The organism is Mycobacterium paraseoulense (assembly GCF_010731655.1).
GTDB lineage: Bacteria > Actinomycetota > Actinomycetes > Mycobacteriales > Mycobacteriaceae > Mycobacterium > Mycobacterium paraseoulense.
This window is the reverse complement of record NZ_AP022619.1, coordinates 2,763,948-2,780,152: the sequence shown is the minus strand read 5'-3', so window position 1 is coordinate 2,780,152 and position 16,205 is coordinate 2,763,948. Positions and strand designations below refer to the sequence as shown.

The window sequence follows — 16,205 nt, the reverse complement described above, 5'->3', positions numbered from 1 at the left end:
GGATGAGGTGCGCGCCGACGGAGTTCGGGTCGGTAAGCTGGCACCCGCACGACTGCGCAACGCCGTTGGGGGAGAACAGGGGACTGCACATTGCGTGCCGCAACCGCCGCACCCGTTGCTGTCATCGGTATGGCCTGCCGACTTCCCGGTGGAATCGATTCCCCGCAACAGCTGTGGGAAGCGTTGCTGCGCGGCGATGATCTGGTGGGCGAGATCCCCGCCGACCGGTGGGACGCGGACCTGTACTACGACCCCGAACCCGGCGTGCCGGGCCGCTCGGTGACGCGGTGGGGGGCCTTCCTGGACGACGTCGGCGGCTTCGACTGCGACTTCTTCGGCATGACCGAGCGCGAAGCCACCGCGATCGACCCGCAACACCGCCTGCTGCTGGAGACGTCGTGGGACGCCATCGAGCATGCGGGCCTCGATCCCGCGCGGTTGTCGCACTCGCAGACCGGCGTCTTCGTCGGACTGACCCATGGCGACTACGAGCTGTTGTCGGCCGACTGCGGCGCCGCCGAGGGGCCGTACGGATTCACCGGCACCAGCAACAGCTTCGCGTCGGGACGCGTCGCGTACACGCTGGGATTGCACGGGCCGGCGGTCACCGTGGACACCGCCTGCTCGTCGGGCCTGATGGCCGTCCACCAGGCCTGCGGCAGCCTGAACAGCGGTGAAAGCGACTTCGCCCTGGCCGGCGGCGTCGTCGTGACCCTGGAACCGCGTAAGTCCGTCTCGGGCTCGCTGCAGGGCATGCTGTCGCCGACCGGCCGCTGCCACGCCTTCGACGCGCAGGCGGACGGATTCGTGTCCGGCGAGGGCTGCGTCATGCTGCTGCTCAAGCGGCTCGACGACGCGCAACGCGACTCCGATCGCATCCTGGCGGTGGTCCGCGGCACCGCCGCCAACCAGGACGGCCGCACCGTGAACATCGCGGCGCCGTCGGAAACCGCCCAGGTGGCCGTCTACCGGAAGGCCCTGGAGACGGCCGGTGTCGACGGCACGACGGTGGGCTTCGTCGAGGCGCACGGGACCGGGACCCCGGTCGGGGACCCGATCGAATACGCGAGCCTGGCGGCCGTGTACGGCACCCAGGGGCCGTGCGCGCTGGGCGCGGTGAAGACGAACTTCGGCCACCTGCAGTCGACCTCCGGCCCGTTGGGCCTGATGAAGGCGATCCTCGCGCTGCAGCACGGCACGGTGCCCCCCAACCTGCACTTCACCCGCCTGCCCGAAGAGATGGCCCGGGTCAAGACCGAACTGTTCGTGCCGCAGGCCAGCACGCCCTGGCCCACCGACGGCCGGCACCCGCGGCGCGCCGCGGTGTCGTCCTACGGGATGTCGGGCACCAACGTGCACGCCGTCCTCGAACAAGCACCAGAGCAGGCCCCCGTGGAGACGGCCGAAAGCCAGGCGGCCGCGCCGACCGCCGACGGGCCGTTGTTATTTCCGGTGTCGGCCACGTCCGCGGAGCAGTTGCGCGCCACCGCGGCCCGCCTCGCGGCCTGGGTGGATGAGCACACGGGCGGCGCCGGCACGGCGGGCCTCCGGGACCTCGGCTACACCCTGGCGCGACGCCGCGCGCACCGGCCGGTGCGCGCGGTGGTCTCGGCGAGCGACTTCGGCGAGCTGAGCGCGGCGCTGCGCGACATCGCCGGCAGCGACATCCCCTACGAGCCCGCCGTCGGGCAGGACGACCTGGGGCCGGTGTGGGTGTTCTCCGGGCAGGGGTCACAGTGGCCGGCGATGGGCGCCGAACTGCTGGCCACCGAGCCGGTGTTCAACGCCACGATCGCCGGGTTGGAGCCGTTGATCGCCGCGGAGTCGGGGTTCTCGGTCACCGCGGCCATGTCGGCGCCGGAGGTGGTGACCGGAATCGACCGGGTGCAGCCGACGATCTTCGCCATGCAGGTCGCGCTGGCCGAGACGATGAAGTCCTACGGGGTGCGTCCCGGCGCCGTCATCGGGCATTCGCTCGGTGAATCGGCGGCGGCGGTCGTGGCGGGCGGGCTTTCGCTGCGCGACGGGGTGCGCGTCATCTGCCGCCGCTCGAAACTGATGGCGCGGATCGCGGGTAGCGGCGCCATGGCGTCGGTCGAGCTGCCCGGCCAACAGGTGTTGTCGGAGCTGTCCATTCGCGGGATCTCCGACGTCGTGCTCTCCGTGGTGGCGTCGCCGACATCCACGGTCGTCGGCGGCGACGCGCAGGCGATCCACGAATTGGTCGCGGCCTGGGCAGAGCAGGACGTGATGGCGCGGGAGGTGGCGGTGGACGTGGCCTCGCACTCGCCGCAGGTGGAGCCGATCCTCGACGAACTCCTCGAGGCCCTCGCCGATCTCGAGCCGTTGGAGCCGGACGTTCCCTACTACTCGGCCACGCTGTGGAACCCCCGCGAGCGGCCGTCGTTCACCGCCGACTACTGGGCCGAAAACCTGCGCTACACGGTGCGATTCGCCGCGGCGGTGCAGGCCGCCCTCAAGGACGGCTACCGCGTCTTCGGGGAACTGGCGCCGCATCCGCTGCTCACCCACGCCGTCGAGCAGAACGCCGGCAGCCTGGACATGCCCATCGCGGCGCTGGCCGTCATGCGCCGGGAGCAGGAGCTGCCGGTCGGCTTGCGGGGCGTCGTCGCCGACGTGCACAGCGCCGGTGCGGCGGTGGATTTCTCGGTGCAGTACCCGACCGGGCACCTGGTGGACGCCCCGCTCCCGACGTGGACCCACCGCAGGCTGATGCTCAGCCGGGAGGCGACCGAGCAGGCGCACGGCGCCTCGGTCCAGGCCGTCCATCCGCTGCTCGGCGCGCACGTGCACCTGCACGAGGAACCCGAGCGCCACGTCTGGCAGGGCGACGTCGGCATCGAGGCGCACACCTGGCTCGGCGACCACCGAATCCACCACGTGCCCGCACTGCCCGGCGCCGCGTACTGCGAGATGGCGCTGGCGGCCGCGCGCGCGGCCCTCGGTGAGCGGTCCGAGGTTCGCGACATCACGTTCGAGCGGACGCTGCTGCTGGACGACCGGACGCAGGCGTCGTCGGCGGCGACGGTCGTCGCGCCCGGGGTCCTCGAGTTCACCGTGGACACCCACGACGAGGGCGAACGCGTTCGCCGGGCGGGTGCGGTCCTGCATGGCCCCGAGGCACCGGACGGGTCCGGGCCGCCGCAGCCGCCCGCCCACGACATGGCCACCCTGATCGCCAACCACCCGTCCGCCATGGACGGCGCCGAATTGCGAAAAGCCTTCGACACCATCGGGATTCAGTACGGTCCGGCGTTCTCGGGTCTGGCCGCGGCGCGCGTCGCAGACGGGGACGCCGGCACGGTGCTCGCCGAGGTCGCGCTTCCCGGAGCGATCCGCTCGCAACAGTCGGGCTACGACATCCACCCCGCCCTGCTGGACGCGTGTTTCCAGTCGGTGGTCGTCCATCCCGAGGTGCAGCGGGCGGGCGCGGGCGGTCTGCTGTTGCCGGTCGGCGTGCGCAGGTTGCGCAGCTATTCCTCGACGCGCAACGCGCAATACTGCCTGGCCCGGGTTACGTCGTCGCGGCCCGGTGAGTGCGAGGCGGACCTCGACGTGCTGGACCAGGCCGGAACCGTGCTGCTGACCGTCGAGGGGCTGCGGCTGGCGGGCGGGGCCACCGAACACGAGCGGGCGGACCGATTGCTCAACGAGCGGTTGCTCACCATCGAATGGGAGCCGCGGCAACTGCCGGATCCATCCGGGGGCGAGCCGGGATCGTGGCTGTTGCTCAGCGCGTGCGAGGTGACGGATCCGCTGACGGCTCAGCTGGGTGAGGCATTCAATTCCGATGGCTCCCAATGCACCACGGTGTCCCTGCCGCTCGGCTCGGTGGAGTCCGCGCGGCTGCGCGCACTGCTGTCCGGCGGCGGCCTGACCCCATCGAACGGGCATGGGGCGCTCAAGGGCATCACCGGTGTCGTCGTGGTGACCGCGCCGCCGGCCCGCGCCGGCGAGACCCGCCGCGGCCGGGACTACGTCGCGCACCTGGTGGGCATCGCGCGCGAGCTCTCCGAGCTGCCCGGCGAGTCGCCCCGGCTTTTCGTGCTGACCCGCAACGCCGCGAACGTGGCCGCCGGCGATGTGGCCAACCTCGAGCAGACCGGGCTGCGCGGGCTGCTGCGGGTGATCGATTCCGAGCACCCGCATCTGAGTGCCACCCAGATCGACATCGACGCGGCGACCGAACCCAAACATGTTGCGCTGCAGTGCAAGAGTGGGTCGGAAGAGGACGAGACCGCCTGGCGCGACGGTCAGTGGTACACCGCGCGGCTGCGGCCGGCACCGCTGCGGCCGGACGAACGGCGGACCGCGGTCGCCGATCACGAGCGCGACGGCGTGCGCCTGCAGATCCGCACCCCGGGTGACCTCGAATCGCTGGAGTTCGTCGCATTCGACCGCGTCCCGCCCGGGCCGGGGGAGATCGAGGTCGCGGTGACCGCATCCACCATCAACTTCGCCGACGTGCTGGTCGCCTTCGGTCGCTATCCCACCTTCGAGGGCTACCAACAGCAGCTGGGTGGCGACTTCGCCGGTGTGGTGACCGCCGTCGGGCCAGGCGTCTGGGCGCACAAGGTCGGCGACCGGGTCGGCGGCCTGTCCGGCAACGGATGCTGGGGCACCTTCGTCGTCGCCGACGCCCGGCACGCGGTCGCCCTCCCACCCGGCATGCCCCTCGAGGACGCCGCCGCGGTGCCCACCGCCTCGGCGACCGCCTGGTACGGCCTGCACGAACTGGCCCGCATCGCGCCGACCGACAAGGTGCTCATCCACTCCGGCACCGGCGGCGTCGGACAGGCGGCCATCGCGATCGCCCGGGCCGCGGGCTGCGAGATCTACGCGACCGCGGGCAGCCCGCAGCGCCGCCAGTTGCTGCGGGACATGGGGATCGAGCACGTCTACGACTCGCGCGGCACGACGTTTGCCGACGAAATTCGCCGGGACACCGGCGGATACGGCGTCGACGTGGTGCTCAACTCGCTGCCCGGGGCCGCGCAGCGCGCCGGGATCGACCTGCTGGCCTTCGGCGGGCGGTTCGTCGAGTTGGGCAAGCGCGACATCTACCGCGACACCCACCTCGGGCTGTTCCCGTTCCGCCGCAACCTGTCCCTGTTCGCGGTCGACCTGGCGTTGCTGACCTTCAGCCACCCCGAGACCGTCCGACGTCTGTTGACGACCGTGTACCAACACACCGCCGACGGTGAACTGCCGCTGCCGCGGACGACGCACTACCCGATTCACGAGGCGGCCGCCGCCGTCCGCCTGGTCGCGACCGCCGGGCACACCGGCAAGGTGGTGCTCGACGTGCCGCGCGCGGGCCGCAGCGTGGCCGCGGTCCCCCCGGAGCGGGTGCGGCCGTTCCGCGCCGACGGTGCCTACATCGTCACCGGGGGGATCGGCGGCCTGGGGCTGTTCCTGGCCGGCGAGATCGCCGCTCGAGGGGCCGGGCGAATCGTGCTCAATTCCCGCTCGGCGCCCAATGAGCAAGCGCACCAAGCCATCGAGCGCCTCCGCGCCGGTGGGGCCGACATCGCGGTGGAGTGTGGCGATATCGCCGAGCCGGGCACGGCCGAGCGGCTGGTCGCGTGCGCCGGCGCGACGGGACTGGCGGTGCGCGGGGTGCTGCACGCGGCGGCGGTCGTGGAGGACGCCACGCTGACCAACGTCACCGACGAACTGATCGACCGGTGCTGGGCGCCGAAGGTGTACGGCGCCTGGAACCTGCATCAAGCTACCGCCGGGCAGCCGCTGGACTGGTTCTGCGCGTTCTCGTCGGCCGCCGCCCTGGTCGGCTCCCCGGGACAGGGCGCGTACGCCGCGGCGAACAGTTGGCTGGACGCGTTCGCGTACTGGCGACGCGCCCAGGGGTTGCCGGGCACCGCGATCGCCTGGGGCGCCTGGTCCGAGGTCGGCCGCGCCACGGCCCTGGCGCAAGACGCCGGCATCGCGATCAAGCCGGCGGAGGGTTACCACGCATTCGACACCCTGCTGCGCTACGACCGCCCGTACTCCGGCTACGCGCCGATCATGGGAACCCCCTGGCTGACCTCCTTCGCGCAACGCAGCCGCTTCGCCGAGGCGTTCCGGTCGTTGGGCCACGGCCGGCCGGACACGGGCAAATTCCTGGCCGAACTCAAGGGCCTGCCCCGCGATGAATGGCCCACCGCCATCCGTCGACTCGTGTCCGGCCAGATCAGCCTATTGCTTAGGCGCACAATCGATCCCGATCGTCCGTTGTCCGACTATGGACTGGACTCGCTCGGCAACCTGGAGCTGCGGACCCGCATCGAAACCGAGACGGGTGTGCGCGTCAGCCCCACCAAGATCACGACGGTGCGTGAGCTGGCCGAGCATTTGTGCGACGAGCTGGCCGCGTCGGAAAGCGCACCGTCGGCATCGTGACCGCGGCCCGGAGGTCATCCGCCGTAGAGGGGGCGGGGCATCGTGAATGCGCGTCGCCCGTTGCGCAGGACGGGGACCCCCGCGGCTCGATCTGCAGTGCGTGCGGTCGGTATTCCGCCCAACGTGTTGGTCGATGGGTGCGCTTCGGCTGCGGGGACGGCTCGAAACCCGTTCCCCGGCAACGGTTGTGGTCCACTGGTGATGCTGGCCGCGGGATTTGCTCCTGCCCAGTTCGGCGGGACGGACAGTCTTCCGACAGTGGCCGCACGGCCAACGCCAACGCTCGCCGAACTGCGAAGACCCCCTGTCCCCAACGCGTTGGCACCGCCGGTAGCGGCCTTAGCCGCACCCTTGGCCGCCTGTATGCCGGCTAGTCGAAGTCCGGTGCCCATGCTCCCCGCCGAGGTAGCGGTGCGACTTGCCTGTCCGCCCAGGTTTGCCGGCCCGGTAAGGGTATTGAAGTTCTTGAACATGCTGAGCAGCGATGACGTCCCCGTTGACGAGGACCCCGTCGAAGAATTGCCCGAAGAGCCGCCGCTGGCCGCGGCCTGCGTTTGTTGTGGCAGAGCGGACATCGTCTGCGACACCACTGGTTGCGCCTGTCCCGTCGTCGAGGCTTCGGATTGAGCCACGGCGGCGTTTTGGGTGAATGATCCACTGGCGTTTGTGGTCTGCGGCGGCGGCTTGAACGGCGTCAGGTCGCTCGCGGCCGACGAGGACGCAGCATAGCCGTACATGGCGGCGGCATCCTGGGCCCACATCTCGGCGTACGCGGCCTCGGTGGCCGCGATCGCCGCCATGTTCTGTCCGAAGAAGTTGGTCGCGATCAGTATCGCGAGCTGGGTGCGGTTTGCCGTGACTACCGATGGCGGCACTGTTGCGGCGAAAGCCAGCTCATAGGCGGCCGCCGCCGCGCCGGCCTGGGCAGCGGATTGCTCAGCCAGCGTCATGGTCGCAGCCGCCCATGCCACATACGGTGCCGCGGCGGCGGCCATCGCCATCGCCGCTCCGCCGGCCCAGCTCTGACCCAGATCGGCGATCACCGAGGAGTATCCGACCACGTATAACTCCAGCTGTGCGGCCAGCGCGTCCCATGCCGCCATGGCCGCCATCATCGGTCCCGATCCCGGCCCGGAATACATTCTGGCCGAGTTGATCTCGGGCGGTATTGCGCCGAAATCAAGCATCGGGGTTCCTTTCTCGGCCGCGTGACGGCCGTCGCGCGCAGCAACGAAGGGTGCCGCGGTCCTGTCGCGGGTTGCGCGGTGAGATTGGCGGCTAGCCGCCGACCGAAGGACGGGGCATCTTGAATTGGCGCGGCGTTACCCGCAGCACGTTGTTGACCGAGGGGCGCGATAACAGCCCGGACGACGATTGGCCCGTGCCCGCGGTCGGCACACCGTTCCACACGCTGGTCGCGGGGCCTTCGTGCCAGGATGGACCGCCTTCGAGTTCTGCGTCGGACAACCAGTGCGGCTCAGCAACCGTGGTCGCCGCAGGATTGGTCGCCGCCCAGCTTTGGGGCACGGTCAATTTGCCCACGCTCGTGGCGTTACCCGCATTCGCGAGTACCGGACCGCCCAGACCTGCTGGACTCGCCGCGGTGCTTGCCGCCTTGGCCGCGCCTGCGGCAGCCTTGGCAGCCCCGCTGCTCGCCTGGATGCCGGACCGGTAAGCGCCGGTGATGAAGCTCCCCGCCGACGTCCCGGTCCGGCTGAAGTTCGAAGCCAAACCCGCGGGACCGGTAACCGTATTGAAGTTGCTGACCTCACTCAGTAGCGACGACCCCGATGCGGCCGACGAGCTCGACGAGCCCGAAGATCCGCCCGCCGCAAGGGTCTGCAACTGTTGTGGCACGGCCGACATCGCCTGCGACAGGCTTGTCTGCGCGGTCCCGGCGGTTGAGGTCCCCGTGGCTTGCCCCACCGCGGCGGCTTGAGCGGACGGGCCGGCGGCGTTGGTGGTCTGCGGCGGCTCATTGAACTGCGTCAGTGTGGTGATAGCCGACGAGGACCCGGCGTAGTTGTACATCGCAGCGGCATCCTGGGCCCACATCTGTTCGTATTCGGCCTCGGTCGCCCCGATCATCGCGGTGTTCTGCCCGAAGACGTTGGTCGCCACCAGCGCCTGCAGCTGGACGCGGTTGGCCGTCACGAGTGCCGGCGGAACGGTGGCGGCGAAGGCGGTCTCGTAGGCCGCCGCGGCCGCGCGCGCCTGACCCGCGGCCTGCTCGGCGCTCACGCCCGCGTTGATCACCCAGGCCACGTAGGGTGCGGCGGCGCTGGCCATCGCGGCTGAGGCGCTGCCAGACCAACTTTCGCCTTGCAACTGCGAAATGACCGCGGCGTAACCGCGCGACGCCGACTCCAACCCATTGGCCAAGACGTCCCACGCCGCGGCGGCCGTCAGCATCGGCCCCGCGCCGGCACCGGAATACATTCTTTCCGAATTGATTTCCGGCGGCAGCGCCCCGAAATCAAGCATGTTCTTCCCCCTTTGTCTACAGGCCGCGTGCGAAGCTGGCGCGGCATGCCGGTCGGGCGAACCGGCTCAGACCACCGCCGTTCTCTTGGAAACCCTGGATCGCCGTGTGCTACCTGTCGGGGGCAGCGGGGCATTCGTGAGGAGGTCGAGGCGGCGGTCGCGCGCCCCAGGCGTGGACGAAAAACAACGCGTCATTTTTCCTCCGTGTCACGGGCTGTCACACAAATGACAGCCAGGTACTGGTCTGTTTTGAAGGGACCATTGGCCGTCGGCGATGACGTGCAAATTGTGGCGGGTCCCGCCGCCATCACGCATTGCATCTTGCGGTAATGCCGCATAAGCAACGCAGTTATCTACTTGACAGTCAAACTGAATAGTGCCCATTCGACAACGCGAAATCGCTGATGTACAGCAGATTTCCAGCTAACCTCACCGGTACGTCCAGCTAGGTGTGACAAGTGTTGCGTGACTGCGGATTGTGGCGCCCGCACCTCACTGCGGCCGCCGGTTCGCTCGGGGACCGCCGCGATGGTTGACGAAGATCGCCTGGCAGCGGGCGCGACCCGAGCCCGCATCGGTCTCACGCCGCGATCCCATGCCTGCGCTCGGACGACGCGGTGCAAACACCAATGCTGGTGACAGCTAACGGGTCGTGCGGTCAGCACCGGCGCGGAGGGACCGAGCCGGGGCGAGGCGGCGGCCACCGCTTGCACGGTCGAGCGCCTTATCTTGCCGGGCTTCGGGGTTGGGCCGAATTGACATGCACGCCAACTGCCATGGGGTAGGCCGCGTGAATTTTTAACGGTCGTTCTTGTATTAATGGGCGGCCGGTCAATTGCTAGCTGGACGTACCGGTGAAATCGGCTGGAAATGTCCTGTAAATCGGTGATTCGAGTTGTCGAACGAGCAGAATGGGATTTGACTACCACTCGGTCGGCCATACCCCGTTGGCGCCGGCGCGCACCAGCAGGTTGCTGCGGGTGCCGGTGCTGGACCGTGTCGATTGCCCGTCGCCGTGGACGGTCAATGGTTCTGTTGGAAGCGATTGAGTGTGGCCGGCCATCGCGGATGCTCCGATGCGAATGGGCCCCAACAGGATTAGGGCCACATCAGCATGCATAGTCGGACAGCTGCGAAAAGAGTTGGTGGCAATGGGGTGTGACCGTTCACCCCTGAATCATCAACCTCGCCAATGCAACCGGGCGCTACTGCAGCGACGGTTGCCGACCAAGTCGGTGAAAGGTAACAAGGCATGACGCGTAGCCAACGCATCTCAGATTGGGACCCAGAGGACGTCGCAGCATGGGATGTCGGCAACAGGGCCATCGCCCGGCGTAACCTGATCTGGTCGATCGCCACGGCGCATGTCGCCTTCTCCATTTGGTACCTGTGGTCGGTGATGGTGCTGTTCATGCCCGTGTCGACCTACGGATTTTCGACCGGGGACAAGTTATTGATCGGCGCCACCGCGTCTTTGATCGGGGCGGTCGCGCGCATCCCTTACGCGATGGCGGGCGCGAGGTTCGGTGGACGTAACTGGGCAATGTTCTCGTCGGGCATACTGCTGATTCCCACCGCCGGCACCATCGTGCTGCTGAATCATCCCGGGCTGCCGTTGTGGCCGTACCTGGTCTGCGCAGCGCTGACCGGATTGGGTGGCGCCAATTACTCCGCCTCGCTGTCCACCGCCGAGGCGTTCTTCCCGCAGCGGCTGAAGGGCTTCGCGCTGGGCTTGACGGGCGGAATCGCAAACCTCGGCTCGGCGGTCATCCAGGCCGTCGGTCTGTTCGTGCTTGCCACCGTCGGTCACGAGGCGCCGTACTGGGTCTGCGCGGTCTACCTGGTGCTGCTGGCCGTCGTAGGCGTGGGCGCCGCGGTGTTCATGGACAACCTCCACTACCGCATCGATATGAGCCACCTCAAAGAGGTCCTCAAGGTGCCCGACGCCTGGGGGATCGCTTTCCTCTACCTGTGTTGCTCCGGTTCGTTTCTCGGTTTCGCGTTCGCCTTCGGCCAGGTGCTGCAACACAACTTTTTCGTCGGTGGGCAAAGCCACGCGCAGGCATCGCTGCACGCCGCCGAGGTTGCCTTCACCGGACCGCTGCTGGGATCGGTGGCGCGGGTGGTCGGCGGCAAGCTGAGCGACCGCTTCGGCGGTGGGCGCGTCAGTGTTGCTCTGTTGATCTGCATGATCGTGGGCGGCGGGTTTCTGGTCGTCGTCAGCACCCACGACGACCTCGCCCGCGCCGCGGGGAAACCGGTGACGCTGTTCACCGTGGTGGGTTACATCGTCGGCTTCATCGCCCTGTTCATATGTTCCGGCGCGGCTAAGGGCTCGGTGTACAAGCTGATCCCTTCGGTCTTCGATGCGCGCAGCAGGGAACTGAACGCCGATGACACCGAACGCCGGCAGTGGGCGCGTATCAGATCGGGGACTTTGATCGGATTCGCCGGTGCGTTCGGGGCGCTCGGCGGCGTGGGCATCAACCTATCCCTGCGGCAGTCCTACGACAGCACCGGCACCGAGACACCGGCATATTGGATCTTCCTCGCGTGTTACGTCGCGGCCGCTGTGCTGGCCTGGATGCGCTACGCGCGTCCCCAGGCCATGTCCGCACCACGGCCGCCGCGGCTGATCGAGGAGGCGCCCGTTCCCACCTCGCCGATCGGTGCGCAGCCGGGGATTGACCCGGCGCATCCTGTCGACGTGCCGGTGGTGCGTTCTTGAAGCGACATCGGGCTTTTTGAGCTGAGTGGAAGGGGCGAAGCCAACTTATCCTGTAAATCTCCTGTAAGTTGACCATCTTAAGTTGTAAAGTGTCCGCACCGGCGTTTTACTCGATGAAGGATGCCAAGACGCGCAGCCGTACGTGACCTGGAGGACGACAAGTGGCCGTCGATGTTTCGCCGAGGCTTGCGATCGGCCGCCCAGCCGTCCTGCCCTGCGACGAAAGCGCAACGGCTGCAAGCTGTTCGGAATGGCAAGCACTGATTTGTTGATGGGTCCGACCGGGCCCGACTCCCTGAGTGGCCAGGGCGGGGGCCCGGTGAGGGGCGGTACAACAACGTCTGCGAAAGGTAGATGTCGCGTGGCGCGTTCGCATCGCATCGCGGTCTGGGACCCGGAGGACGCCGCGGCCTGGGACAACGGGAATCGCGCCATCGCCCGCCGGAATCTGTTCTGGCAGGTCGTGAACGTCCATGTCGCCTTCTCGATTTGGTACCTGTGGTCGGTCATGGTGCTGTTCATGCCGCAATCGGTCTACGGCTTTTCGACCGGTGACAAACTGTTGATCGGTGCCGTCGCGTCCCTGGTTGGTGGGCTGGCCCGCATCCCCTACGCGATGGCCGCGAATTGGTTCGGCGGACGAAACTGGACCATGTTCTCGGCGGCCGTGCTCCTGATCCCCACCGCAGGCGCGATGGTGCTGTTGGCCCACCCCGGGCTTCCCCTGTGGCCCTACCTGGTGTGCGCTGCGCTGACCGGGTTGGGCGGGGGCAACTACTCCGCGTCGCTGGCCAAGGTCGATGGCCTGTTCCCGCAGCGGCTCAAGGGATTCACGCTCGGCCTCATCGGCGGGATGGCCAACCTCGGGTCGGCCAGCATTCAGGCCGTCGGACTGGTGGTGTTGGCCACCGTCGGGCACGAGGCGCCGTACTGGGTGTGCTCGATCTATCTGGTGCTGCTGGCGGTCGGTGGTCTCGGTGCCGCGCTGTTCATGGACAACGTGGTGGCGCACCGCACCGGGCTGTCGCTGCACAACGTGCGCTCCATCATGTCAGTGCCCGACTCGTGGGCCATCTCCTTCTTCTACATGTGCGCGTCAGGGTCGTTCCTCGGTTTCGCGTTCGCGTTCGGCCAGGTGCTGGCGCACAACTTCACGGCGGCCGGGGAAAGCCACGGCCAGGCGTCGCTGCACGCCGCCGAAATAGCATTCATCGGGCCCCTGCTGGGGTCGGTGGCGCGGATAGTCGGTGGCAAGGTGAGTGACCGCTTCGGCGGCGGCCGCGTCACCCTGGCGGTCTTCGTCGCCGCCATCGCTGCCGGTGCGCTCCTGGTCGGGGTCAGCCTGCAGGCCGACGCCGCGAAGGATCGCGGTGCCGACGTGACCGGGCTGACGCTGGCGGGTTACATCGTCGGCTTCATCGCGCTGTTCATCTTCTGTGGAGCGGCCAAAGGGGCGGTGTACAAGCTGATCCCGTCGGTATTCGAGGAGCGAGCGCGTGTGTTGGGCCTCGGCAACGGTGAACGCCACCACTGGGCCCGGGTCCGGTCGGGGGCGCTCATCGGATTCGCCGGGGCCTTTGGCGCGCTCGGCGGGGTCGGAATCGACCTGGCGCTGCGGCAGTCCTATGACACCGAAGGCACCGAAACCCCGGCGTTCTGCATCTTCTTGGCGTGTTACGTCGCGGCGGCGGTGCTGGTCTGGGCGCGCTATGTGCGACCCCAGCGCAAGCACGCGTCGATCCCGGCTGTTCCGCGTGAACGAACGGCGGAGGAGACGGTCACGACGTGAAGGCATACCTGCATGAGATATCCACGGTCCGTTCACATCCCGACGAGGAGCTAGCAATGTCTGACAACATCACGTGGCACGAACACAACATCAGTCGCGGCGAACGCGAGAAACTCAATGGCCACCGGGGATGCGTCATTTGGTTCACCGGGTTGAGCGGCAGTGGGAAGAGCACGGTCGCGAACCTTGTCGAACAGAAGCTGTACGAGCGTGGAGTCCGGAGCTTTCTGCTGGACGGCGACAACGTCCGTTACGGGCTCAACGCCGGGCCGGGGATCCTCGAAGAGCGTCACGGGATCGAGTTCGCCCAGCGGTTCGGGCTGGGCTTCTCGGCCCAAGATCGGGAAGAGAACATCCGGCGAATCGGCGCGGTGTCGAAACTGTTCTGCGAGGCCGGCGTTATCGCCTTGACGGCGTTCATCAGCCCCTACCGCCGCGACCGCGATGCGGTGCGCGCGACGCTGAACGACGGGGACTTCCTGGAGGTCTTCATCGATACCCCCATCGAGGTGTGTGAACAGCGCGATCCCAAGGGGCTCTACAAGAAGGCCCGGGCCGGTGAAATCAAGGGCTTCACCGGGATCGATGATCCCTACGAGGCGCCGGCGCGACCGGAATTGCGGCTCGAAGGCGGCGAAAAGCCGGCGGAGACGCTGGCCGAGGAGGTCGTTCTCCATCTCGAGCAGGTGGGCGTGATACCCGTGCGTGATCGCACCCCGAAACCCGAAGGAATGGTTGAAGTTTGACAAGCGGCACTGGTCGGCGCCCGCTGAGGGCGCCGAAGCAAGAAATCGTCGAGTACCCAGCCGAGAGAACGAGGTCATCATGAATTACAAGGGGCACAATGGAAATCCCATTGTGGAACGGATATCCACCGAGAACGCCGCGGGTCAGATCCAGGGAATGCCGCGGATTCCCATCTCGAAGGCCACCGCGCACGAAGTCATCAGCCTGTCCTATGGATTCTTCACTCCGCTGACGGGATTCATGGGGCGGCAGGAGGTCGACGGAACCCTCGACAACATGCAGCTTCCAGACGGAACGCTGTGGAGCATACCGATCGTCTTCGACATGTCCGCCGACGAGATCGCCAGGCTGAACATCAAGGTGGGCGACCGCGTCGTCCTCGAATACCTCGACGCCCCCATGGCGATCTTCGACATATCCGAGATATACGAATATGACCTTGCCCGGATGGCCGAGAAGACGTACGGCACTTCGGATCCCCGGCATCCCGGCGTGAAGAAGACGCTGGCCTACCAGAACCGGTTCATCGGGGGCGACATCACGCTCATCAACGAGCCGGTCTTCAACGAGCCGTTCAAGAGCTTTTGGCTCACGCCCAAGCAGCACATGGAAGCGTTGGCCGAGCGGGACTGGAAGCACGCGGTGGCGCACCAGACCAGGAACGTGCCGCATACCGGCCACGAAGCGTTGATGAAGCAGGCCTGGCTGGCCGCGAACGAGGACATGCCCGTCGACAACCTCAACACCGGTGTGCTGGTGAACGCCATCATCGGCCAGAAGCGCGTGGGCGACTACATCGACGAGGCGATCCTGTTGGCGCAGAACGCGCTGAGGACCAGCGGGTATTTTCGCGACAACGTCCACATGGTGTCCTTCACGCTGTGGGACATGCGGTATGCCGGACCGCGGGAGGCGATCTTCCACGCGATCCTGCGGACCAACCTGGGATGCACCCATCACATGTTCGGGCGCGACCACGCCGGCGTAGGGGACTTCTACCATCCCTACGATGCCCAGAATCTGCTCAAGCAGCACAGAACCGAGCTGGGCATCAAACCGGTGTTCCTGAGGGAGAACTGGTACTGCCCGGAATGCTTGGAGGTCACCAACTCCGCCCTGTGCGGCCATGACTCCAAGGCGCAGAGCTTCAGCGGCAGCCTGATCAGGAGCATTCTGACCGACGAGGTGAAGCCGACGCAGAAGGTGATGCGGCACGAGGTTTTCGAAGTTGTCATGGAGTCGGCCGCCAAGTACGGAGAGGGTTCACCCTTCGTGACCGAGGAGTACCTCAAGACCCGGCGACCTGTCTTCACGCTCAAGCAATTGGAGGAGTCATGAGCACCGCGGAGGCAAGGATCAAGGTCAACGTCTGGATCAACGAGGAGAGACTCGAGGCTCTGCAGCGGGCCGGGATGGCGGATGCGGCCAAGGAAGCTTTCGCCGGCATGAAGTTGCTGGAAATCTACACGACCGAAGCGCAGAAGGATGTGGTGCTGCAGCGCTTCCCGGGAGCCAAATACGACTCCGCGACCACGAAGTCGATCGAACTGCTTCCGAAGAAGGCGAAGGACAGGCTGCTCGAACTGTCCATCGACATGCATTCGACCGGTCCCGACGTGATGGGCCGCTTCCTCGAGGAGGCGCGGGCCTGAATTAGGGCCGCACCGGCCGCGCAAAATACCAGACGATAACGAGCGCCGACCGGCGATTGGGGTGGACCAGTCGCCGGTCGGCGCTTTCGCGTGACGACTTGTTTCGTTGCTGGTGGCCCGGCCCCCGGGGCGCAATGCCCGACGGGTGTCGCGGTGGCTCAGCATCTCCTCGCGCATTCAGGGGCAGGTGATGCGGTCGCCCTCGCTTTGCTGGCAAAAGGACAGCAAGGGTCCAACTACAGCACAGGAAGTTGCCAGCTCCCCACCCCATAATTTGAATCATCGCGAGTTTAAATAGGCGCGGACGGCACGCAGGCCCACTGCACCGCCGGATGTGACTTGCCGACTCGAGGTCGGGGCGCCGTCCTTCCACGGGCGACGC

The 16,205-nt window shown here is 67.4% G+C and carries 8 protein-coding genes; 6 read left to right on the top strand and 2 right to left on the bottom strand.

Translation table 11 applies throughout. The features are described from left to right. Positions 1–90: 90 nt before the first annotated feature. Complete coding sequence (gene pks2, locus G6N51_RS12690; RefSeq protein WP_163750706.1) at positions 91–6,423, top strand: sulfolipid-1 biosynthesis phthioceranic/hydroxyphthioceranic acid synthase; 6,333 nt, start codon at positions 91–93, stop codon at positions 6,421–6,423. A 14-nt stretch (positions 6,424–6,437) separates the two neighbouring features. Here the strand turns inward: pks2 and G6N51_RS12685 are convergent, their stop codons facing one another. Then, a complete protein-coding gene (locus G6N51_RS12685) occupies positions 6,438–7,565 on the bottom strand; it encodes a PPE family protein, SVP subgroup (RefSeq protein ID WP_232078551.1) in 1,128 nt (375 codons plus the stop codon). Positions 7,566–7,701: 136 nt separating this feature from the next. Further along, entirely contained in the window at positions 7,702–8,907 is a 1,206-nt protein-coding gene (locus G6N51_RS12680; protein ID WP_083172955.1) for a PPE family protein, read from the bottom strand. 1,252 nt (positions 8,908–10,159) lie between these two features. Here G6N51_RS12680 and G6N51_RS12675 point away from each other — a divergent pair. From G6N51_RS12675 to G6N51_RS12655, 5 genes are all read left to right on the top strand, one after another. Further along, on the top strand, positions 10,160–11,635 hold the full coding sequence (locus tag G6N51_RS12675) for an MFS transporter (protein WP_083172956.1): 1,476 nt from the start codon (positions 10,160–10,162) through the stop codon (positions 11,633–11,635). A 361-nt stretch (positions 11,636–11,996) separates the two neighbouring features. Beyond that, positions 11,997–13,424 (top strand): MFS transporter, encoded by a 1,428-nt coding sequence (locus G6N51_RS12670; RefSeq protein WP_083172957.1) that lies wholly within the window; start codon positions 11,997–11,999, stop codon positions 13,422–13,424. 56 nt (positions 13,425–13,480) lie between these two features. Next, entirely contained in the window at positions 13,481–14,170 is a 690-nt protein-coding gene (gene cysC / locus G6N51_RS12665; protein WP_083172958.1) for an adenylyl-sulfate kinase, read from the top strand. A 79-nt stretch (positions 14,171–14,249) separates the two neighbouring features. Further along, on the top strand, positions 14,250–15,509 hold the full coding sequence (gene sat, locus G6N51_RS12660) for a sulfate adenylyltransferase (RefSeq protein WP_083172959.1): 1,260 nt from the start codon (positions 14,250–14,252) through the stop codon (positions 15,507–15,509). After that, on the top strand, positions 15,506–15,823 hold the full coding sequence (locus G6N51_RS12655; protein WP_083172960.1) for a DUF6955 family protein: 318 nt from the start codon (positions 15,506–15,508) through the stop codon (positions 15,821–15,823). Before sat ends, G6N51_RS12655 begins: the two co-directional genes overlap by 4 nt. Positions 15,824–16,205: the final 382 nt, after the last annotated feature.

Bases quoted from the DNA above. Each gene is read 5' to 3' on its own strand.
- G6N51_RS12685 (WP_232078551.1), bottom strand. From the start codon at position 7,565: ATGTATTCCGGGCCGGGATCGGGACCGATGATGGCGGCCATGGCGGCA.
- G6N51_RS12680 (WP_083172955.1), bottom strand. From the start codon at position 8,907: ATGCTTGATTTCGGGGCGCTGCCGCCGGAAATCAATTCGGAAAGAATG.
- G6N51_RS12675 (WP_083172956.1), top strand. From the start codon at position 10,160: ATGACGCGTAGCCAACGCATCTCAGATTGGGACCCAGAGGACGTCGCA.
- cysC (WP_083172958.1), top strand. From the start codon at position 13,481: ATGTCTGACAACATCACGTGGCACGAACACAACATCAGTCGCGGCGAA.
- sat (WP_083172959.1), top strand. From the start codon at position 14,250: ATGAATTACAAGGGGCACAATGGAAATCCCATTGTGGAACGGATATCC.
- G6N51_RS12655 (WP_083172960.1), top strand. From the start codon at position 15,506: ATGAGCACCGCGGAGGCAAGGATCAAGGTCAACGTCTGGATCAACGAG.